We start from the raw sequence: 20,240 nt of genomic DNA on the forward strand, positions 1-20,240 counted from the left end.
CTCCCGCGGTGCGCGCCGTACAGTGGGAAGAGGGCCCGCCACGGCGGTGTTGACCCGCGGCAGGGACTGCCGCAACGGACGCCCTCGGATGTGGGAGGACAACGACATGACGGTGCAGGACACCGAGACCACCGGCAGCACCGGCGTGCTGCTCAGCGAGCCGGCCGCCTCGAAGGTCAAGGCGCTGCTGGACCAGGAGGGCCGCGACGACCTGCGTCTGCGCATCGCCGTCCAGCCCGGTGGCTGCTCCGGCCTGCGCTACCAGCTCTTCTTCGACGAGCGGTTCCTCGACGGCGACCAGACCTACGAGTTCGGTGGCGTCGAGGTCATCGTCGACCGGATGAGCGGCCCGTACCTGGGTGGCGCGGTGATCGACTTCGTCGACACCATCGAGAAGCAGGGCTTCACGATCGACAACCCGAACGCGCAGGGCTCCTGCGCGTGCGGCGACTCGTTCCACTGAGCGCCCGCGCCTGAACGCGAGAACGGCGCCCGTCCCCCGTGGGGACGGGCGCCGTTCCGCGTCCTCAGAGCTTGACGGGGTAGACCGTCTCCGGGACGTCGACGACGATCCGCTCCTCGACGAAGATCCCGTGCCACACCATGAAGACCAGCACCGACCACAGCTGACGGGCGATCCGCTTGCTCGGCACCTCCTCGGCACGCAGCCGGTCCAGCAGGCCGAGGACGACGTCGCGGTCGAGCCACTCCTGCGTCTGGCTCGAGGTGACGATCTCGCGGGCCCACTCGTGCAGCGGCCCGGCGAGGAAGTCCGCCGTCGGCACGGGGAAGCCGAGCTTGCGGCGGTTCATGATCCGCGGCGGCACGATCTGGCGCATCGCCTGGCGCAACGCGTACTTGGTGGCGTCGCCGCGGCGCGGCACCCGCTGCTCGACCGGGAGCGTGCTCGCGACCGCGAACACCTCGGGGTCGAGGAACGGCACCCGCAGCTCCAGCGAGTTGGCCATGGTCATCTTGTCGGCCTTGACCAGGATGTCGCCGCGCAGCCAGGTGAACAGGTCCACGTACTGCATCGCCGTCACGTCGTCGTAGCCGGCCTCGCGGGTGCGCCGGTACAGGTCCTCGGTGACCGCCACGTGCGACAGGTCGGGATCGCGGCCGGGCAGCAGCGCGGCCAGCTCGTCGTCGCGCAGGTTGCGGGCGTTGCCGTAGTACCGCTGCTCGAGCGGGATCGACGCCCGGCGCAGCAGGTCCTGGCCGCGGACGCCCTCGGGCAGCACGTCGGCGATCCGGGCCATCGCCCGGCGGGCGGCCGGCGGCAGCTTCGACGCCCACGCGAGGCTGATCGGCTCGCGGTAGATGGTGTAGCCGCCGAACAGCTCGTCGGCGCCCTCGCCGGACAGCACGACCTTCACGTGCTTGCGCGCCTCGCGGGCCACGAAGTACAGCGGCACGAGCGCGGGGTCCGCGACCGGGTCGTCGAGGTACCAGACCACCTCGGGGATGGCCGCGGCGAACTGCTCGGCGCTGACCTCGACCGGCACGTGCTTGACGCCGAGGATCGACGCCGACTCGGCGGCGATCTCGATCTCCGACTGCGCCTGCCGCTGGAAGCCGACGGTGAACGTCAGCAGGTCCGGGTTGTACCGGTGCGCGAGCGCGGCGATCGCGGTGGAGTCGATGCCGCTGGACAGGAACGACCCGACGGTGACGTCGGCCCGCATGTGCTTGGCCACCGACTCGTCGAGGACCTCGGCGATGCGGTCGTAGAGCTCCTGCTCCCGGCCGGCGGGCACCGGCTGCGGCGTCCAGGCGGGGTGGAAGTAGCGCGCGGTGGACAGCTCGCCGTCGACGACGGTGAAGCTCGTGCCGCTCTCGATCCGGCGGATGCCGCGGTGCAGCGTCGCCGGCTCCGGCACGTACTGCAGCGTCAGGTAGTGCTGCAGGGACGCCGGGTCGACCCCACCCGCGGCCGCGCTCCCGCCGAGCAGCTGCAGCAGCGCCTTCTTCTCCGAGCTGAAGACCAGCCCGCCGTCGGCCAGGCGCGCGGTGAACAGCGGCTTGATGCCGAACGGGTCGCGGGCGCCGAACGCGGTGCGGGTCTCGGTGTCCCAGATGACGAAGGAGAACATCCCGCGCAGCCGCCGGACGACGTCCTGGCCCCACAGGTGGTAGCCCGCGACGATCGTCTCCGTGTCGCCGTGCGTGGCCAGCTGCGCGCCGGCGGCCTGCAGCTCCTCGCGCAGCTCGACGTAGTTGTAGATCTCCCCGTTGAACAGGATCCGGTAGCGGTCACCGGCGTAGGGGAGGGGCTGGGGGCTGCCCTCGACGTCGATGATCGACAGCCGGTTGAAACCCAGGACGACGTTCTGGTCCGACCAGACCGCGGTGTCGTCGGGGCCGCGGTGGTGCAGGCAGTGCAGCGCCTCGCGGACGTCGTCGACGTGCCTCTCGGCGACCCGGGGCGCGTCGGTGGACAGGTAGGCCAGCAGGCCGCACATGCGGGGGTTCTCCCGGGAGTGAGGAGGACGGTCAGAGGGGCCGGCCGGCGCGGACGCGGGTGGTCACCCGGCGCTCCGCGACGAACGACACGAGGGGGACGACGCCGGCGAGCAGCACCAGCAGGGTCCCCTTGGCGGTGAACCGTGCCTTGAGGGCCAGGTCGAACGCCGTGACGAGGTAGACGATGTAGAGCAGCCCGTGGACGGGCGAGACGACCGCGGACACCTCGGGGATCCCGGCCGCGTAGCGCAGCGGGATGGCGACGGCGACGAGCACCAGGAGCATCACGCCGACGGCGTAGGCCATGACGCGGTAGCGGGTGAGCGCGCCGGCCACCTGGGGGGTCAGCGTTCCCTGCTGCGGCTCAGCGGCCACTCGGACCCCGCTGACCGAGCGCCCGCTCGTTGAGCTCGGCGAGGTAGGCGTTGTAGGCGGCCAGCTCCGGGTCCCCGCTGGTGTCGACCCGCGGCCGCTGGTACAGCACGACGGCGGTGGTCGGCTCGTCCTCGTCGGGGTGCCGGTTGAGCTCGACGCGGACCATCCGGACGTAGAACCACAGGCCCATGAGCCCGTACAGCGGCCACTGCAGCGCGTAGCTCCAGTTGACCGCGCCGCCGCCGGCCTCGGCCTTGGTCAGCTGCCAGTACCCGAGGAAGAACGTGGCGACGAACAGGGCGGCCACCAGCAGGTGCAGCAGCACCCAGCGGGGGGTCAGCAGCCGCGTCCACACGCCCTCGACTCTAACCGCCCCGGCCGCCGGCGAGGCGGCACGGTGAGGAGGGCCACGAGCGGCCCCGTCACCGGCGTCCCGGCGGTCCCGGCCGACCCGCCGGTACCGGGTCTCCGGTGGTCGGCCGCCGTGCGGGGTCGGCTAGTCTCGGCCCAGACTGAGGTCGGCGCACGGACCAGGGCGGGCTCCCGCCCGTGGCCGCGCCGGGAGAGCCGCCCGGGAACCGCCGGGCGGAGGACGAGGAGGCAGCGAGCAGTGGCTCGACGCAGCAGGCTCGCGCGGGTCGCCGCGCTCGGTCTCCTGGGGGTGCTCACCCTCACCGGGTGCGACCTCAACAACGAGTTCTGGCGCTTCGGGTTCCCCGAGGGCGTGACCGAGGAAGCCACGGCGATCCGTCAGCTGTGGACCGGGTCGGTCATCGCGGCGCTGATCGTCGGCTTCATCGTGTGGGGACTGATCATCTGGTCGGTGATCGTGCACCGGAAGAAGGGCGACGACCTGCCGCGGCAGACGGCGTACAACCTGCCGCTGGAGATCGCGTACTCCATCTTCCCGTTCATCATCATCGCCGCCCTGTTCTTCTTCACCACCTCGGTGCAGAACGACGTGCAGAAGCGCAGCGACGACCCGGACACGACGATCGCGGTCAACGCCTTCAAGTGGAACTGGCAGTTCGTCTACCCGGAGACCACCGGTCCCGACGGCGAGCCGGTGAACACGGTCGGCTCGACCGACGAGATCCCGATCCTCGTGCTCCCGGTCGACCAGGACATCCGCTTCGAGGTCGCCTCCGCCGACGTCATCCACTCGTTCTGGGTGCCGGAGTTCCTCTTCAAGCTCGACGTCATCCCGGGCAACGAGAACGGCCGGGACAACGTCTTCGAGCTGCACCCGAACGAGACGGGTGCCTACGTCGGGCGCTGTGCGGAGCTCTGCGGCTCGTACCACGCGTACATGAACTTCGAGGTCCGCATCGTCAGCGCCGAGGACTACGAGGCCTACCTGGCCGCCCGTGAGGCGGGTCAGAGCACCCGCGAGGCGCTCGAGAGCATCGGCCAGGACGGCGAGGCCACCACGACCCGGCCGTTCCGCGTGGGCGACGGCTACTACCAGCGTGCGGCCGACTGACGTGTCCGCCGGCACCGAGGACCACCGCACCGACGCTGCGCAGGGAGGACGGCCGTGAAGGTCGAGGCGCTCATCTTCAACCTCATCGCGGTGTTCTGCATCGTCGCCGCGGCCGTCTACGGCTTCTGGTCGCAGGAGCCGATCGGCACCACCGCGCTGATCCTGTCCGGAGGACTCACCGGCCTCATCGGCGGCTTCTTCTGGTTCATCTCCCGCCGCATCGACGCCCGCCCCGAGGACCGCAAGGACGCCGACATCGCCGAGGGCGCCGGCGAGCTGGGCTTCTTCCCCCCGGCCAGCTACTGGCCCTTCGGCCTGGCCTCGGCCGCGGCCGTCACGGGCCTCGGCCTGGCCTTCTGGTACGACTGGCTGATCATCATCGGGGTCGTGAGCCTGCTCGTGACCATCGGCGGCCTGCTGTTCGAGTTCTACGTCGGGCAGAACGCGCAGTCCAGCTGACGGCCGCTCGCTGACGAGGGCCCCCTCCCGCACCGCGGGAGGGGGCCCTCGTGCGTTCGCGGCGCCGGGACGCCGGCGGCTCCGTGGCGGCCGGGGATCCACCCCACGGGGCGTCGCGTACGGGGTCCGGGCCGGCCTCCCGGGCGCTCCGGGAACGCCGTGTGGCCGCCGTGGCAGCGTCCGCGGTCACCCCTGCCCCGTGCCCGCCGGGGGCCGCCGACGAGCGGCCACCGGTCCGGGCCGACGATGCACGGGGCGGAGCGCGGTGGCCGTCGCCGGGAGGAAGCATCCGGCCGCGACGGGCGGGCGTTGCGGCCGGCCGCGATCGCCGCTCGCCGCGGTGGGGGAGTGGCCCGCGTGCCGTCCTCCGACACGGCGCGACGGGCGGAGGACGACCGCCGTCGCCGCCGCGGGCGACCGGAGGCCGCACGGGCCCCCGGCGCTTCCTGCGCCCCCGTGCCGTCACGCCGGCCGCGGGACCGTCGTCCCGGTCGACGCCGTGCGGGTCCGCCGCCCGCGGTCCCGCCCAGGGCCCTCGTCGCGGCCGACGCCGCCCGGGCTGCCCGGGGGACCGGCCCGGGCTGCCCGGGGACCGCCCTGGTGTCGTGCGGCCAGGGGCGCCGCGCCCGGGCTCGGCGTGGCCGCCTCGTGTGGGCGCACTCGTGCCCGGAGATGCAGCAGGGCCCCGGTGGAGTGCTCCACCGGGGCCCTGCGTGCGCTGTGCGTCGCGTCAGTCGCGCGGTTCCTGCGGGCGTCCGCCCTCGGAGGGGCGTCCGCCCTCGGCCGGGCGCCCGCCGTCGGCGGGACGGCCGCTGGTGGTGAGCTCGCGGCCCGGCTCGGCCGCGGACAGGCCCCGCTCCTCGCCGCGCTGCTCGAGCTCCACCGCGGTCGGCTCCTCGATCGGCGAGAAGAACCCGCGGATGGCGCGGCGGGCGCCACCGACCTGGTTCATCTTCTTGGGCACCGGAGCACCGCCGTAGGCCAGCTGGCTGTGGCCGTGCGCGTCCACCGGGCCGAGGGGCTGGTGCACCTCGATGAACTCACCGTGCGGCAGCCGGCGGATGACACCGGTCTCGATGCCGTGCTCGAGGACCTCGCGGTCGTGCTGCTGCAGACCGAGGCAGATCCGGTAGGTGAGCACGTACGCGATCGGCGGCAGGACGATCAGGCCGATGCGGCCGATCCAGGTCATCGCGTTGAGGCTGATCTGGAACTTGTCGGCGATGACGTCGTTCGCACCCGACAGCAGCAGCACCACGTAGAAGGCGATCGCCATCATGCCGAGCGAGGTGCGCACGGGCACGTCGCGCGGGCGCTGGAGCAGGTGGTGCGAGGCGGTGTCGCCGGTCAGCTTCCGCTCCAGCATCGGGTAGGCGAGCAGGAGCGTGAAGATGATGCCGGGGAGCACGACCGTCGGCCAGAACAGCGCCGGGATGTTGTAGTTGCCCGGCAGGTAGATGTCCCAGGCCGGGAACAGGCGGGTCGAGCCGTCGAGGAACATGACGTACCAGTCGGGCTGCGACGCCGAGGACACCTGCGCCGGGTTGTACGGGCCCCACAGCCACACCGGGTTGATCTGCACGAGGCCACCGAGGGCTGCGCAGACACCGAAGACCACCAGCAGCAGACCGGTCGCCTTGCCGGCGAAGGTCGGGAACAGCCGGTTGCCGACCACGTTGTGCTCGGTGCGGCCCGGGCCGGGGAACTGGGTGTGCTTCTGCTTGACCAGGATCAGCAGGTGCACCGCGATCAGCGCCAGGATGATCGCCGGGATGAGCAGCACGTGGGCGATGTAGAGCCGCCCGACGATCAGCTCGCCGACGTAGTCGCCGCCGAAGACCGCCCAGTGGACCCAGGTGCCCACGACCGGGATCGACAGGATGATCGCCGACATGATCCGCAGGCCGGTGCCCGAGAGCAGGTCGTCCGGCATCGAGTAGCCGGCGAAGCCCTCGAAGATGCCGAGGATCAGCAGGGCGACACCGATGAGCCAGTTGGTCTCGCGCGGCCGGCGGAAGGCGCCGGTGAAGAAGATCCGCAGCATGTGGCAGACGATCGCGGCCATGAACAGCAGCGCCGCCCAGTGGTGGATCTGCCGCATGAGCAGGCCGCCGCGGACGTCGAAGGAGATGTCCAGCGTCGAGGCGTAGGCGATCGACATGTGCACGCCGCGCAGGGGCGCGTACGAGCCGTCGTAGGTGACCTCGGTCATCGAGGCCTGGAAGAAGAACGTCAGGTACGTGCCGGTGAGCAGCAGGATGATGAACGAGTAGAGCGCGATCTCCCCGAGCAGGAACGACCAGTGGTCGGGGAAGACCTTGTTCAGCGTCCGGCGGGTCCAGCCGGCGACGATCAGACGGTCGTCGACCTCGAGAGCGGCCTTGCCGATGCGGGTGGTGGGCGCTCCCGGCGCGGTGGCGGTGCGAGCCATCAGATGCGCTCCCGGTTCCAGTAGGTGGGACCCACGGCTTCAATGTAGTCGCTGCGCGCGACGAAGAATCCCTCGTCGTCGACCGTGATGGGCAGCTGCGGGAGCGAGCGGGTGGCGGGCCCGAAGACCGGCTTGGCGCCCTGCGTGACGTCGAACTGCGACTGGTGGCACGGGCAGAGGATCCGGCTGGTCTCCTGCTCGTACAGCGACACCGGGCAGCCGGCGTGCGTGCAGATCTTGGAGTAGGCGACGTAGTCGCCGTAGCCGAAGTCCTCCTGGCCCTGCCGCGGAACCGACTCCTCCTGCTGCGAGGGGCGCAGCCGGATGAGCATCGTGGCGGCGTCGGACAGCCGGTTCCCGCCGGGGACGGCCGGGAAGACGGTCTCCAGGGAGCCGGGCACCTGGTCACCGGGCCGGATCGGGGTGCCGTCGTCGCGGACGAGGCGGACGCCCTCGGCCCACTCGGTGGTGCCCAGCGGGTTGCCCCGGTTCGGGTTCTTGATGAGGCCACCCAGCGGGGCGACCAGCATCAGGCCCAGGCCGCCGCCCATGAACAGGAGGCTGCGGGTGAGGAGCTTGCGCCGCTTCAGGCCGCTGTTGTGCAGCCCGCCGACGAGGGTGGCGCCGGTGGTGACGCGGTCGAAGTGCGAGCCGTCGTGCTTGTCCTGCACCGCCGTCTCGTGCGGCAGCAGCTTCTTCGTGTAGAGGACCAGGCCCACGCCGAAGAAGGTGAACGCCAGGCCCATGAGGGCGCCGAGCAGCGGGGTGTAGAGCGTGCTGAAGGTGCTGCTGCCCAGCTCCCACTGCCAGTCGGGCAGGAACCAGCCGGCGCCGGCGTAGACGACGACGAAGGCGAACGCCGACAGCCCGGCGAGGCCGAACATCAGGCCGACCTGGCGGACGGCGCGCCGCTCGATCGCCGACCCCGGCTCGGGGCCCGGCTCGACGTGCAGGATCTGCACGCCGTCGTACCGGGCGCCGAGGCGGTCGAGCTCCTCGCGGGGGAGTGCCGCGAGCTGCTCGGGGGTGTAGTCGTCGTCCGGGCCGCCGTGCAGCGGGCCCGGGGTGTCCGCCCCGCCGGTCGAGCCGGGGCGGGTGTCGTGCGTGGTCACGCCTTGCTCCCCATCCAGAAGATCCCGAACATCAGCGCGGAGATCGCGACGGTCCAGATGACCAGGCCCTCGCTGACCGGGCCGATGCGGCCGATGCCCGCGCCACCCGGGTCGGGCATGTCGGTGATCGTCTGCACGTAGTTGATGATCGCCCGCTTCTCCTCGGGGGTGATCTGGTTGTCCCCGAAGACCGGCATGTTCTCGGGGCCGGTCAGCATGGCGGTGTAGATCTCGAGGTCGTTGGAGTCCTCGAGGCTGGGCGCGTACTTGCCGGACGAGAGCGCGCCGCCCTGGCCGACGAAGTTGTGGCACTGCGAGCAGTTGAGCCGGAACAGCTCACCGCCGGCGGCCAGGTCGCCGTCGCGCAGGTCCCCGGAGGGGAGGGTCGGGCCGCCGCCGTTGGCCTGGACGTAGGCCATCAGCTGGTCGATCTCCTCGTCGGAGAAGACGGCCGGCTTGTCGGGGCCCTGCTCCGCCTGGCGCACCAGCGGCATGCGGCCGGTGTGCACCTGGAAGTAGACGGCGGCCTCGCCGACGCCGATGAGCGACGGGCCGCGGTTGGGCACGCCCTCGAGGTTCTCGCCGTGGCAGCTGATGCAGCTGCGCTCGTACAGCTCGCGGCCGGCGGCCTCGGCGCTGGACTCGCTGCCCTCGTCGGCGGCCTGGGCGCCCGGGGCGAGGGTCGAGTAGAGCGCGCCGGTCAGGACCAGCCCGGCCATGAGCGCGGCGACGTTGCCGATCCGGCGGCGCTGCTTGGAGCGGCGGCGGGCGCGGGCGGCGGCGGCCGGGGTCCCCTCGGCCGGACGGCGGCGCGACCAGCGCGACCGCCGCGGCTCCTCGTCGGGCAGGGTGTCGGACTGCGGGTTCGTGGTGGACACCGGTTCCCTAGCGGATCAGGTAGATCGTGGCGAAGAGCCCGACCCACACGACGTCGACGAAGTGCCAGTAGTAGGAGACCACGATCGCCGAGGTCGCCTGTGCCGGCGTGAAGCGGCCCATGGTGGACCGGATGAGCACGTAGACGAAGGCCACGAGGCCGCCGATGACGTGCAGGGCGTGGAAGCCGGTCGTCAGGTAGAAGACCGAGCCGTAGGTGCTGCTCGAGATGGTGGTCGCGTGGTCGGTGACGAGCACCCGGTACTCGTTCGCCTGGCCCAGCACGAAGACCAGCCCCATGACGAAGGTGATCGTGAACCACCGGCGCAGGCCGTAGACGTTGCCGCTCTCGGCCGCGAACACGCCGATCTGGCAGGTGACCGAGGAGGCCACCAGGATCAGGGTGAAGACCAGCGCGTACGGCAGGTTCAGTTCGGTGGGTTCCGGGGGCCAGCCCTCGGTCGAGCGCGCCCGCGCGGTGAAGTACATGGCGAACAGCCCGGCGAAGAACATCAGCTCGCTGGAGAGCCAGATGATCGTGCCGACGCTGACCATGTTCGGTCGGGTCAGGGAGTGCACCCGCGAGGTGTCGAAGGTGCTGCTCGCCACGGGGGCCGTTGTCACGCCGCCCATCATGGCATCGGCCGCCGACGTGCACAGACCGTGGGTGGCACGGCGTGGCCGCGCCGTGACCGGCCCGAGACCGTCCCCCGGACGGGGGTCCGCGTCGACCCGGACGGGAGCCGCCCGGGCACTAGGCTGCCGGGCGTGAGCGACGCGCCGGCCACCGTCCTGGTCTACAGCTCCCGGCCCGAGGTCCGCGAGGCCGTCCGGACCGCCGTCGGCCGCCGGCCGGCGCCCGACGTCGGGCCGCTGACCTGGATCGAGTGCGCCACCGGCGAGGACGTGGTCGACACCGTCGACGGCGGCGGCGTGGACCTGTGCATCCTCGACGGCGAGGCGCAGCCGACCGGCGGCCTGGCGCTGGCCCGGCAGCTGACCGTCGAGGTCGCCGACCGGCCGGCCCTGTGCGTGCTGATCGCCCGCCAGCCCGACCGCTGGCTGGCCCACTGGTCGCAGGCCGACGCGACGCTCGCGTTCCCGGTCGACCCGCTGGTCGCCCCCGAGGTCGTCGCCGGCCTGCTGCGCGCGCACGCGGGCCGCCGTCCCGTCTCGCGGTGAGCGCGGGCACCACCGCCGGGCCGACGTGGCCCGGCCTGCTGACGCGCCTGCTGGCCCGCCAGGACCTCACCGCCGCGGACACGGCCTGGGCGATGCGCGAGGTGATGTCCGGCGAGGCGACGCCGGCGCAGGTGGCCGGCTTCGCGGTCGCCCTGCGCGCGAAGGGCGAGGCGCCGGAGGAGGTCGCGGGGCTCGCCGCGACGATGCTGGAGCGCGCGACGCCGGTCGAGGTGCCGGTCCCGACCGTCGACGTCGTCGGCACCGGCGGCGACGGCGCGCACACGGTGAACATCTCGACGATGGCCGCCGTCGTCACCGCGGCCGCGGGGGTGCCGGTGGCCAAGCACGGCAACCGCGCCGCGTCGTCGTCCTCGGGGGCCGCCGACGTGCTGGAGGCGCTGGGCGTCGTCATCGACCTGCCGGCCCCGGCCGTCGCCCGCTGCGTGCAGCAGGCCGGCATCGGGTTCTTCTTCGCGCCGGTGTTCCACCCCAGCTTCCGGCACACCGCGGCGCCGCGGCGGGAGCTGGGCATCGGGACCGTCTTCAACTTCCTCGGGCCGCTGACCAACCCGGCGCGGCCGGTGGCCGCCGCGATCGGCTGCGCCGACCCGCGGATGGCGCCGGTCCTCGCCGAGGTGGTCGCCGGCCGCGGCGCCCGTGCGCTGGTCTTCCGCGGCGACGACGGGCTGGACGAGCTGACCACCGCGACGACGTCGAGCGTGTGGGTGGCCCGCGACGGCGCGGTGGCGCCCGGGCGCGTGGACCCGGCCGCCCTGGGCATCGCCCCGGCGGGGCCGGACGCGCTGCGCGGCGGTGACCCGGCGCACAACGCGGCGGTCTTCCGGCGGGTGCTCGACGGCGAGCGGGGACCGGTGCGCGACGCCGTCCTGCTCAACGCCGCCGCGGCGCTGGCCGCCTTCGACGAGCGCGGCGGCGAGCTCGGGGACCTGCTCGGCGCGGGGATCGAGCGGGCCGCCGCCGCGGTCGACGACGGCCGGGCCGCCGCGCTGCTGGACCGGTGGGTGGCCGTCAGCCGCGAGGCCGCCGGCCGCTGAGGCCGGTCACCCGCCCTCGAGTCACTGGTTCTCGAGGCCCAGCGAGAACGCCGCCTCCAGGTCGTGCCGCGAGTAGGCGCGGAAGGCGATGTGCGTCTCGGTCTCCAGCACGCCGGGCACCTTGTTGACGCGCCCGGCGATCACCTCGGCCACCTGGTCGAACTCGCGGACCCGCACGATCGCGATCAGGTCGACCTCCCCGGCGGTCGAGTAGACCTCGCTCACGCCGTCGAGGTCGGCGATCGCCGCCGCCACCTCGGGGATCGCGTCGGTGGCCGCGTCGATCATCACGATGGCGGTGATCACGCCCCGGATGCTAGTTGAAGGGCCCTCCTGCCCCCCACGCCTCGCTCCGCTCGGCGCGGGCCCCTGCAGGAGGGCCGTTCCAGGACGTCACCGGGCCGCCGGGCGCCGGACCCGCGGCGGCCGGACCCTCGGGGGAGACACGCTCGGGGCGGGTGCGGGTGCCCAGCTGCCGGCCGTCGTGGAAGGGGTCGCGCAGTGCCCGGCCGGCCTCCACCCGGGCGAGGAACCCGCTGAGCCCGCCGGTGCCCGGCGCGGCGCAGGCGAGCGTGCCGGTGACCTCGACCAGCCGGGTGCCGGGCTTCTCCATCCACCGCATGACCAGCTCGGTCTCGTCGACGGTGGCGGCCAGCCCGCCGTCGTCGGGGGTGGTCTCGGCGGTGGCGCGCAGGACGGCGAGGGTGTCGCGGACCGACGTCCCGCGCGGCGCGCACCCGGCCGCGACCAGCCGCCCCCTCCGGACGACCGACAGCGCCCACCCGCCGGCGCCGTCGGGCCGGGCGATGACCATCTCCGGGACGGCGGCCAGCGACTCCAGCCGCTGCCGCCGGCGCACCGCGCGCACGAGGACCGCGACCCGGTCGCGCAGCACCCCGGCGTCCTCGAACCGCTGGGCGGCCGACAGCCGGTCGACCCGGTCCAGCAGCGGCGCGACCAGGGCGCTCGGGTCGCCGGCCACCGCCGCGCGCAGCACCGCGGCGACCGCGGCGTACTCCTCGACCGACTGGTGGCCCCCGCACGGGCCGCCGCAGCGCCCCATGCCGAACAGCGCGCAGGTGCTCGTGCGCACCCGCGGGGACAGCCGGGCGGTGCACTGCCGCAGCGGGAGCGCCTCGTGGATGGCGGCGGTGGCCATCTCCGCGGCCCGCCGGTCGGCGAACGGGCCGAGGAAGAGCCCCGCGTCGGGGCGGACCCGCCGCACGGTCGACAGCCGGGGGAAGGGCTCCTCGGTGAGCCGCAGCCACAGCGCGCGCTCGGGGAAGCGGGAGCGGCGGTTGTAGCGCGGCTTGTGCTCGGCGATCAGCCGCAGCTCCCGGACGGCGGCCTCGAGGTCGTGCGCGCACGGGACGGCCTCGACGCGCTGGGCCAGCGCCACCATCTCGGTCATCCGGCTGCGCTGTTCCCCGGAGGAGAAGTAGCTGCGGACGCGGGTGCGCAGGTCGTTCGACGTCCCGACGTACAGCGGCTCCTCGCGCGGCCCGCGGAAGACGTAGACGCCCGGGCCGGACGGGACGCCGTCGGCCAGGTGGCGCTTCCCCCTGCGGACGGGGTCGACCTGGCGGGTGAGCCCGTGCAGCTCCTCCAGCGACGTCACCCCGAGCGGGCCGAGTCGTTCGAACAGGCCGTGGAGGACGTCGACGGTCGCCCGGGCGTCGTCGAGGGCCCGGTGGCAGGGCGAGGTGGAGGCGGAGAAGTAGGGCGCCAGGGTGGCGAGCTTGCAGTTGGGCACCTCGTCGCGGGAGAGCAGCCGCCGCGCGAGGACCGCGGTGTCGACCGAGGCGGCCGCGGGCCACGGCGTGCCGGTCTGCTCGCAGGCCGCCTTCAGGAACCCCAGGTCGAAGGGGGCGTTGTGCGCCACGAGGACGGCGCCGCGGGCGAACTCCAAGAAGGCCGGCAGCACGGCGTCGATCCGCGGGGCGGTGGCGACCATCGCCGTGGTGATCCCGGTGAGCACGCTGATGTAGGGCGGGACCTCGCAGCCGGGGTCGACCAGCGTCTGGAACTCCCCGAGCACCTCGCCGCCGCGCACCTTGACCGCCCCGATCTCGGTGATCGCGCTGTCCTTCGGCGACCCGCCGGTGGTCTCCAGGTCGACGACGACGAAGGTGACGCCGGCCAGTGGCGTGCCGAGGTCGTCGATGCTCGCCTGGACGTAGGGGCTGCGGGGGAGCGGCCGCGCGCCGTGGGCGGGTGCCTGCTCGTGGCGCGGCACCGAGGAGCCCGTGCCGCTGGCGGGGAAGAGCACGGCGGGACGGTAGGCCGGGGGTCGGACAGTCCCGGGGACGCGCGCCCGGGGGAGGCCTCGCCCGACCGGGGGACCGGCGGGGCGCGTCGCGCTTGCGGCAGCGGCTCCGCGGAGATGACGATCCCCGGGCGGACCGGCGGGGTCCGGAACTGCAGAGGTGGTCCGATGCGCGCGCGTTCCCTGGGGCGCACCCGGCGGGGCGTGGTGTCCGTGCTGGTCGCGGCGGTGGCGGCCGTCCTGCTCGCCGCCCCGGCGGCCGCCGCGCCCAGCGACCAGCCCGGCGGGACCAGCGGGGTCCTCGACAGCGAGGCGCTGGACCGGCTGCAGCGGCGCGCCGCCGAGGTCCAGGCCGACCTGCAGCAGCGGCAGACGGAGGTGGCCGCCGCCCGGCAGCAGCTGGCCGACGCGCAGGCCGACGTCGACGCCGCCCGCGCCACGGTCGACGCCGCCGAGGGCGAGCTGGCGCAGCACCGGTCGGTGGTGGCGCGGTACGCGTCGGCGGTCTACCGCGACGGCGGCGCGCTGACCCCGTTGACCGTGCTGCTCACCGGCGGCGACCCGGCCGACGTCGTCGCGGCGCTGGGCTACCTGGAGGCCGTCGACGCGCACACCACCGAGGTGGTCGGTGCCGCCGAGCAGCAGCGGCGGACCGCGGTCGACCGGCAGGCCTCCGCCGACGCCGTCCTCGCCGAGGCGCGGCAGCAGGCCGACCGGCTGGCCGCGGAGGTGGCCGAGCTGGAGGCCTCCGCCGACGCGGTCACCGCGGAGCTCGACGTCGCTCTCGGCGACGTCGACCGGCAGCTGTCGGACCTGCAGCGCCAGCAGGTGGACGTCAACACCCAGACGGCGGCCAACTGGCGGGCCTACCTCGGCCAGCTGCGCGAGGCCGGGGTGACCGCGCCGCCGGCGGCCGAGCTGCTCGACCCGGTCCGGGGCCTGCCCGCGGGGCTCACCCCGATCGGCGCGGCCGCCGGCGGCGCCCAGCGCGGCGCCGCGCAGCTGCCGCGCCGGCCGGTGTCGCTGCTCGTGCTGCCCGCCGAGACGCTGGCCGCGGTGACCGCGGCCATGGACGCCCTCGGCCGGCCCTACGCGCCGGGGACGGCCGGCCCGGACTCCTGGGACTGCGGTTCGCTGGTCTCCACCGTCTACCGGGACGCGGGCATCGACCTGCCCGCCGACCAGGCCGGCCTGTTCGCGGTCAGCACGCCCGTCGACCCGGCCGACGTCCTGCCCGGCGACCTGGTCTTCCTCGGGACCCCCGAGGCGGGCCTGGGGCACGTCGGCATCGCGCTGGACGCGCAGACCGTGCTCGCCGCCGACGCCCGGGCCGGCGCCGTCGTCGTCCGCCGGCTGCCGGCCGACCAGGTGGTCCACGTCGGGCGGCCGAGCCTCGGCCCGCGGCCGGAGGTGCCCGCCCCCGGTCCGGTCGGCGGAGCCCTGCGGGTCGAGTGCGGCAACACCGTCTACCCGCCGAGCTTCGACGGCGCCCGGGCCTGGGGCGGCTACCCCAACGGCCTCATCCCGCCGAGCGCGCTGTGCCCGATCGGGGTGGGCGGCCACTCGCTGCGCTGCGACGCCGCGGCGGCCTGGCGGGCGATGAGCGCGGCGTTCGCGTCGGCGTTCGGGCAGCCGATCTGCATCACCGACTCCTACCGCACCTACGCCGGCCAGGTCCGCCTGTACGGGGAGAAGCCGGCGCTGGCCGCGGTCCCGGGCACCAGCAACCACGGCTGGGGGCTGGCGGTCGACCTGTGCGGCGGCATCGACGGCTTCGGCACACCGCAGTACGCGTGGATGGTCGCCAACGCCGGCCGGTTCGGGTGGCTGCACCCGACCTGGGCCGACCCGGGCAACGGCCGCGAGGAGCCCTGGCACTGGGAGTACGCGGGCGGCTGAGCCGGGACTGTCGGTGGCCGTCCCTAGCGTGCTGGTCAACCGACAGGGAGACCCGTCCCGACCGCGGCCCGGCACCGGGCGGCGCGGCCGGAGAACCGGAGGGACACGGCCATGCTCATCGACTGCGACTCGTGCACCGCGCGCGGCGCCGGCTGCGCCGACTGCGTCGTCACCGCCCTGCTGGGCGCCCCGCCCGCGGAGCGGGACACCGGCCCCGTGCTGCTGCCGGTGCCACCCGTCCCGGCGGCCCGGACGGCGGACGGCGCACTGCCGCGCCCGGGCGTGGTCGTGGAGCTCGACGACGTCGAGCGGCGGGCCGTGCGGGCGCTGGCCGAGGGCGGCCTGGTGCCACCCCTGCGGCACCGGCCGTCGCGGGACGGGCGCCGGCGCACGGGCTGACCGGCGCGGACACCCGATCGGGTACGCACCGGAGTGGCGCGGCTGCTGACCGTGTGTGTTCTCACAGTTCCCGCACCTCCCGTTTGTCACAACTGCATCACGTCCGTACTGTGGCGCCGTCCGGCCGGGTGGTCGTCACCCGACGCAGGGTGACCTCGGCCGACACCGCCGAGTCACCGGACGCCCTCCCGGAGGTGCGCGAGGTGAGCCGGGGACCCACCGCAGCACTGGGGTGAGTTCTCGCGCGCCGGTCCCGACCGGGGCGCGGAGATAGGGCACGTCTTCCCAGCCCGAACCCGTCAGCTAACTCGGTAGGCGGTTGCTGAGGAAGAAACGGAGAGCCGCCGCCCGTGGCGACCCCCCGCCCTGCCCTGGGGCATGCACGCGAGAAGTCCACACCCACCACCCGGATCGCCGGCCCGCACCGCCCGTCGCGGGCCCGCCGCCTCGGCCGGGTCACCCTGGTCGGCACCACCGCCGCGCTGACCCTCACCCTGCTGTCCGGCACCGCGGCCGCCGACCCCGAGCGGGCCGGCACCCCGGAGCAGGCCGCCCAGCTCGCCGCCGAGGCCGGTCACCGGCTCGAGGTCGTCACCGAGCAGGTCAACGAGGCCCGCGAGGTACTCGCCCAGCAGCAGGCCGCCGCCGACGAGGCCGACCGGGCCGCCGCCGAGGCGCAGGACCGGCTGCAGGACCTCGACGGCCGGATCCGCGAGGTGGCCCGCAGCGCCTACACCGCCGGCAACGGCGACGGCTTCGCCGGGCTCGACCTGCTGATGACCAGCGACTCGGCCGAGGACTTCGTCGCCTCGCTGGCCACCCTCGGCCAGATCGCCGACCACACCACCTCGGTCCTCGACCAGGTGAACGAGGCGGCCGCCGCCGCCCGGCAGGCGCAGGCCGACGCCGAGGCCGCCGAGACCGGGGCGCAGCGCACCCTCGACGACCTGAGCGCCCAGGAGGCGCAACTCCAGGGCGACATCGCGGACTACCAGGCGCAGTTCGCGGCGCTCACCGAGGCGCAGCGGCAAGCCGCGCTCGCCGCGCAGGAGGCCGGCCTGGCCGCGGGCGCGCAGGCCGGGCCCGGCGGCGCGGGTGAGGAGAGCGCGCCGACCACCGCGGGCACGCAGGCCGCGGCCCCCGCTGCGGCCCCGGCGCCGTCGGCGGGCAGCGGCGGCAGCGGTGCCGCGCAGACCGCGGTGCAGACGGCGCTGGCCCAGGTGGGCGACCCCTACGTGTGGGGCGCCGGCGGGCCGAACGCCTTCGACTGCTCGGGCCTGACCCAGTACGCCTACGCCGCGGCCGGCATCAGCCTCCCGCACTCCAGCAGCATGCAGTCGCGCATGGGCACCGCCGTCTCGCGGGCGGACCTGCAGCCGGGTGACCTGATCTTCTACTACAGCCCGGTCAGCCACGTCTCGATGTACATCGGCAACGGCCAGATGGTGCACGCCTCCACGTCGGGGCAGCCGGTGAAGGTCGTGTCGGTCGACTCGATGGGCGGCATCACCGCCATGCGCCGCATCGCCTGACGGAGGACCTCCCTGCCCCCACCGCTCGCGAGCTCGCGGCGGGCCCTGCAGGGAGGCCGTTCCAGCACGTCGCGCGGCCGAGGGCCGGTGACCCGGACGGGTCGCCGGCCCTCGGCGTCCGCCGGGGGAGCGCACGGTGCGGCACCGGCGCGCGCCTAGGATCGGCCGGGTGGGCAGGGCGGGCGGGACGAGCACCCGCCCCGGCCCCGAGGCCACCCGGCCCGACCGCACCGGCTCCCGCCGGGCCGCGCTGCTGGTCGCGCTCGTGCTCGGCGCGGCGCTCGTCCTCGTCATCGCGCTCCGGACGCCCTGGACGCCGCTGCCCACCCCGCCCGGCGGCGCCTCCCCGGTCACCGACGACGCCGGGCTGCCCGCCGAGGTCGTCCGCCGCGCCGAGGCCCTCGCCGCCGACATCCGTCCCGCGTCGCTGACCAACCTGGTGCTCGGGCTCGCGGTCTCGGCGCTGCTCGGCCTCACCCGCCTGGGCAGCCGCCTGGTCACCGCGGTCGGCCGGGCGGGAGGCCGCCGCTGGCCGCTCACCGTGCTGCTCGGCACGGTCACGCTGGTCGTCGTCGGCCGGCTGGCGACGCTGCCGATCTCCGCCTACGGCGAGGTCGTGCGGCACCGCTACGGGCTGTCCACGCGCTCCTGGCCGCTGTGGCTGCGCGACGTCGCGGTCTCCACCGCCATCGACGCCGGGCTCACCGCCCTGGGCCTGCTGGTGCTCGTCGCGCTGGCCCGCCGCGCCCCCCGCGCCTGGTGGGCGTGGGCGGCCTGCGGCGCGGCCGCGCTGGTCGTCGTCGGCTCCTTCCTCCACCCGGTGGTCATCGAGCCCGCGTTCAACAGCTTCACGCCGTTGCCGGCCGGCGAGCTGCGCACCGACCTGCTCCGGCTGGCCGAGGAGAGCGGCTCCCCGGTCGAGGACGTCCTGGTCGCCGACGCGTCCCGGCGGACGACGTCGCTCAACGCCTACGTGTCCGGGTTCGGCTCGACCCGCCGGGTGGTGCTCTACGACACGCTGCTGGCCGACGTCCCCCCGGACGAGATCGAGTCGATCGTCGCCCACGAGCTCGGGCACGTGGCCACCGACGACGTCCTGACCGGCACGCTCATCGGGGCGCTCGGCGCGGCCGCCGCCGTCGCCCTGCTCGGCTGGCTCCTGACCTGGGCGCCGTTGCTGCGCCGCGCCGGCGCGGACTCGGCGGGCGACCCGCGCGTGGTGCCGCTGGTGCTGCTCCTCGTCGCGGTGGGGTCCCTCGTGTCGACGCCGGTGCGGAACCTGGTCTCCCGGCACGTCGAGGCCCGGGCGGACCTGGCCGCGCTCGACCTCACCCGGGACGCCGCCGCGTTCATCGAGATGCAGCGCCGGCTGGCCGAGACCAACGTCTCCGACCCGAGCCCGCCGGCGCCGTGGCAGTGGTTCTTCGGCTCCCACCCGACGGCGGCCGAGCGGGTCGCGATGGCCGAGGACTGGCTGCGGCTGGGCGACCGGTGAGCGACCGCGGCCGCACGCTCGTCGTGACCAACGACTTCCCGCCGCGGCAGGGCGGCATCCAGACCTTCGTCGCGGCGCTGCTCGAGCGCCGACCGCCGGACTCCCTCGTCGTGCTGGCCTCCCGCTCACCGGGCTGGGAGGCGTACGACGCGCGGCTGCCCTACCGGGTGGTCCGGCAGCGGACGGCGGTGCTGCTGCCCACGCCGGCGACCGCCCGGGCCGCGACGGCCCTGGCCGCCGAGCACGGCTGCGACACCGCCTTCTTCGGCGCGGCCGCGCCGCTGGGCCTGCTGGCGCCCGCCCTCCGCGACGCCGGGGTGCGGCACCTGGTCGGCGCCACCCACGGGCACGAGACCGGCTGGGTGGCGCTGCCCGGCGCCCGCCGGCTCATGCGCCGCATCGCCGGCGGCCTGGACGTGCTGACCTACATCAGCGAGTACACCCGCAGCCGCCTGGAGCCGGCGCTCGGCGGGCGCACCCGGCTGGCGCAGCTGTCGCCCGGGGTCGACGTCGACCGGTTCACCCCCGCGGTCGACGGCACCGCGGTGCGGCGGCGGCACGGGCTGGGGGAGTCGCCGGTCGTCGTCTGCGTGTCCCGGCTGGTGCCGCGCAAGGGGCAGGACGTGCTCGTGGCCGCCTGGCCGCAGGTCCTCGCGCGGCACCCGGGCGCGCGGCTCCTGCTGGTCGGCGGCGGCCCGGACGAGGCCCGGCTGCGCCGCGCGGTGGCCGACCGGCGGCTGGGCGACTCGGTGGTGCTCACCGGCCCGGTGACCCCGGACCGGCTGCCCGAGCACTACGCGGCGGGGGACGTGTTCGCCATGCCCTGCCGCACCCGCCGCGGCGGCCTGGACGTCGAGGGCCTGGGCATGGTCTACCTGGAGGCCGCCGCCGTCGGGCTGCCCGTCGTCGCGGGCACCTCGGGCGGGGCGCCGGAGGCGGTGCGCGACGGCGAGACCGGCACGGTCGTCCCCGACCCGCGCTCCCCGGACGCGGTCGCCGCCGCGGTCACCGCGCTGCTCGACGACCCCGCCCGGGCGCGGGCCATGGGCGCCGCCGGGCGGGTGTGGGTGGAGCGGCGCTGGTCGTGGACGACGATCGCCGCGCAGTTCGCCGGGCTCCTGGAGCCCCGCGACGACTGAGGCCCGCGACGACCGAGCCCCACCACGACCGACGGCCCGCCACGACCGAGCCCCGCCCCACGCAGCGGCGGGAC

The 20,240-nt window shown here is 74.8% G+C and carries 19 protein-coding genes and 1 riboswitch; of the genes, 10 read left to right on the forward strand and 9 right to left on the reverse strand.

What is annotated here, in order from left to right:
• Positions 1–106: 106 nt before the first annotated feature.
• Positions 107–463, forward strand: a complete 357-nt coding sequence (locus ACI8AB_RS11955) for a HesB/IscA family protein (protein ID WP_089402984.1) — start codon at positions 107–109, stop codon at positions 461–463.
• 64 nt (positions 464–527) lie between these two features.
• Here the strand turns inward: ACI8AB_RS11955 and asnB are convergent, their stop codons facing one another.
• From asnB to ACI8AB_RS11970, 3 genes are read right to left on the reverse strand one after another with little or no spacing between them, the layout of a single operon-like run.
• Entirely contained in the window at positions 528–2,462 is a 1,935-nt protein-coding gene (asnB, locus tag ACI8AB_RS11960) for an asparagine synthase (glutamine-hydrolyzing) (protein WP_456904093.1), read from the reverse strand.
• Between the two features lie 31 nt (positions 2,463–2,493).
• Complete coding sequence (locus ACI8AB_RS11965; protein ID WP_387989226.1) at positions 2,494–2,838, reverse strand: DUF3817 domain-containing protein; 345 nt, start codon at positions 2,836–2,838, stop codon at positions 2,494–2,496.
• Positions 2,828–3,193 carry a metalloprotease gene (locus ACI8AB_RS11970; protein ID WP_387989229.1) on the reverse strand — a complete coding sequence of 122 codons (366 nt, stop codon included), beginning with the start codon at positions 3,191–3,193 and terminating at the stop codon, positions 2,828–2,830. Before ACI8AB_RS11970 ends, ACI8AB_RS11965 begins: the two co-directional genes overlap by 11 nt.
• Before the next feature lie 255 nt (positions 3,194–3,448).
• On the opposite strand from ACI8AB_RS11970, the gene ctaC reads away from it, so the two are divergent.
• On the forward strand, positions 3,449–4,321 hold the full coding sequence (gene ctaC, locus ACI8AB_RS11975) for an aa3-type cytochrome oxidase subunit II (protein WP_456950311.1): 873 nt from the start codon (positions 3,449–3,451) through the stop codon (positions 4,319–4,321).
• 54 nt (positions 4,322–4,375) lie between these two features.
• A complete protein-coding gene (locus ACI8AB_RS11980) occupies positions 4,376–4,780 on the forward strand; it encodes a cytochrome c oxidase subunit 4 (protein WP_456950312.1) in 405 nt (134 codons plus the stop codon).
• 730 nt (positions 4,781–5,510) lie between these two features.
• Here the strand turns inward: ACI8AB_RS11980 and qcrB are convergent.
• From qcrB to ctaE, 4 genes are read right to left on the reverse strand one after another with little or no spacing between them, the layout of a single operon-like run.
• Positions 5,511–7,211: a cytochrome bc1 complex cytochrome b subunit gene (gene qcrB, locus ACI8AB_RS11985; protein ID WP_456950313.1), complete on the reverse strand. Its 1,701-nt coding sequence runs from the start codon at positions 7,209–7,211 to the stop codon at positions 5,511–5,513.
• On the reverse strand, positions 7,211–8,323 hold the full coding sequence (gene qcrA, locus ACI8AB_RS11990; RefSeq protein ID WP_456950314.1) for a cytochrome bc1 complex Rieske iron-sulfur subunit: 1,113 nt from the start codon (positions 8,321–8,323) through the stop codon (positions 7,211–7,213). The genes qcrB and qcrA overlap by 1 nt, the downstream gene beginning before the upstream one ends.
• Positions 8,320–9,201 (reverse strand): cytochrome bc1 complex diheme cytochrome c subunit, encoded by an 882-nt coding sequence (gene qcrC / locus ACI8AB_RS11995; protein WP_387989243.1) that lies wholly within the window; start codon positions 9,199–9,201, stop codon positions 8,320–8,322. Before qcrC ends, qcrA begins: the two co-directional genes overlap by 4 nt.
• A gap of 7 nt (positions 9,202–9,208) precedes the next feature.
• Complete coding sequence (gene ctaE, locus ACI8AB_RS12000) at positions 9,209–9,823, reverse strand: aa3-type cytochrome oxidase subunit III (protein WP_456903167.1); 615 nt, start codon at positions 9,821–9,823, stop codon at positions 9,209–9,211.
• A gap of 144 nt (positions 9,824–9,967) precedes the next feature.
• Here ctaE and ACI8AB_RS12005 point away from each other — a divergent pair, with 144 nt between their 5' ends.
• Positions 9,968–10,381 carry a hypothetical protein gene (locus tag ACI8AB_RS12005; RefSeq protein ID WP_387989249.1) on the forward strand — a complete coding sequence of 138 codons (414 nt, stop codon included), beginning with the start codon at positions 9,968–9,970 and terminating at the stop codon, positions 10,379–10,381.
• Complete coding sequence (gene trpD, locus ACI8AB_RS12010) at positions 10,378–11,436, forward strand: anthranilate phosphoribosyltransferase (protein WP_456950315.1); 1,059 nt, start codon at positions 10,378–10,380, stop codon at positions 11,434–11,436. The genes ACI8AB_RS12005 and trpD overlap by 4 nt, the downstream gene beginning before the upstream one ends.
• Before the next feature lie 21 nt (positions 11,437–11,457).
• On the opposite strand, the gene ACI8AB_RS12015 is transcribed toward trpD, so the two are convergent.
• Together ACI8AB_RS12015 and ACI8AB_RS12020 are read right to left on the reverse strand one after the other, a co-directional pair.
• Positions 11,458–11,742 (reverse strand): Lrp/AsnC family transcriptional regulator, encoded by a 285-nt coding sequence (locus ACI8AB_RS12015; RefSeq protein WP_387989255.1) that lies wholly within the window; start codon positions 11,740–11,742, stop codon positions 11,458–11,460.
• A 10-nt stretch (positions 11,743–11,752) separates the two neighbouring features.
• On the reverse strand, positions 11,753–13,705 hold the full coding sequence (locus ACI8AB_RS12020; RefSeq protein WP_456950316.1) for a DEDD exonuclease domain-containing protein: 1,953 nt from the start codon (positions 13,703–13,705) through the stop codon (positions 11,753–11,755).
• 165 nt (positions 13,706–13,870) lie between these two features.
• On the opposite strand from ACI8AB_RS12020, the gene ACI8AB_RS12025 reads away from it, so the two are divergent.
• From ACI8AB_RS12025 to ACI8AB_RS12045, 5 genes are all read left to right on the forward strand, one after another.
• Positions 13,871–15,601 (forward strand): D-alanyl-D-alanine carboxypeptidase family protein, encoded by a 1,731-nt coding sequence (locus tag ACI8AB_RS12025; protein ID WP_456950317.1) that lies wholly within the window; start codon positions 13,871–13,873, stop codon positions 15,599–15,601.
• A 111-nt stretch (positions 15,602–15,712) separates the two neighbouring features.
• Complete coding sequence (locus ACI8AB_RS12030) at positions 15,713–16,000, forward strand: hypothetical protein (protein WP_456903171.1); 288 nt, start codon at positions 15,713–15,715, stop codon at positions 15,998–16,000.
• A gap of 156 nt (positions 16,001–16,156) precedes the next feature.
• Positions 16,157–16,334, forward strand: a riboswitch (cyclic di-AMP (ydaO/yuaA leader).
• Between the two features lie 16 nt (positions 16,335–16,350).
• Positions 16,351–17,532, forward strand: coding sequence for a C40 family peptidase (locus ACI8AB_RS12035; protein WP_456950318.1), 1,182 nt, complete (start codon positions 16,351–16,353; stop codon positions 17,530–17,532).
• Between the two features lie 169 nt (positions 17,533–17,701).
• The gene (locus ACI8AB_RS12040; RefSeq protein WP_456950319.1) at positions 17,702–19,027 is read left to right on the forward strand and encodes a M48 family metalloprotease; all 1,326 of its coding nucleotides are present in this window, start codon (positions 17,702–17,704) and stop codon (positions 19,025–19,027) included.
• Entirely contained in the window at positions 19,024–20,166 is a 1,143-nt protein-coding gene (locus tag ACI8AB_RS12045) for a glycosyltransferase family 4 protein (RefSeq protein WP_456950320.1), read from the forward strand. Before ACI8AB_RS12040 ends, ACI8AB_RS12045 begins: the two co-directional genes overlap by 4 nt.
• Positions 20,167–20,240 lie beyond the last annotated feature (74 nt).

The sequence above is a fragment of the Geodermatophilus sp. SYSU D00698 genome (genome assembly GCF_054050335.1).

Excerpts from the sequence above, each read along its gene's own strand:
- asnB (WP_456904093.1), bottom strand. The coding sequence starts at position 2,462 with ATGTGCGGCCTGCTGGCCTACCTGTCCACCGACGCGCCCCGGGTCGCC.
- ACI8AB_RS11955 (WP_089402984.1), top strand. The coding sequence starts at position 107 with ATGACGGTGCAGGACACCGAGACCACCGGCAGCACCGGCGTGCTGCTC.
- ACI8AB_RS12030 (WP_456903171.1), top strand. The coding sequence starts at position 15,713 with ATGCTCATCGACTGCGACTCGTGCACCGCGCGCGGCGCCGGCTGCGCC.
- ACI8AB_RS12025 (WP_456950317.1), top strand. The coding sequence starts at position 13,871 with ATGCGCGCGCGTTCCCTGGGGCGCACCCGGCGGGGCGTGGTGTCCGTG.
- qcrB (WP_456950313.1), bottom strand. The coding sequence starts at position 7,211 with ATGGCTCGCACCGCCACCGCGCCGGGAGCGCCCACCACCCGCATCGGC.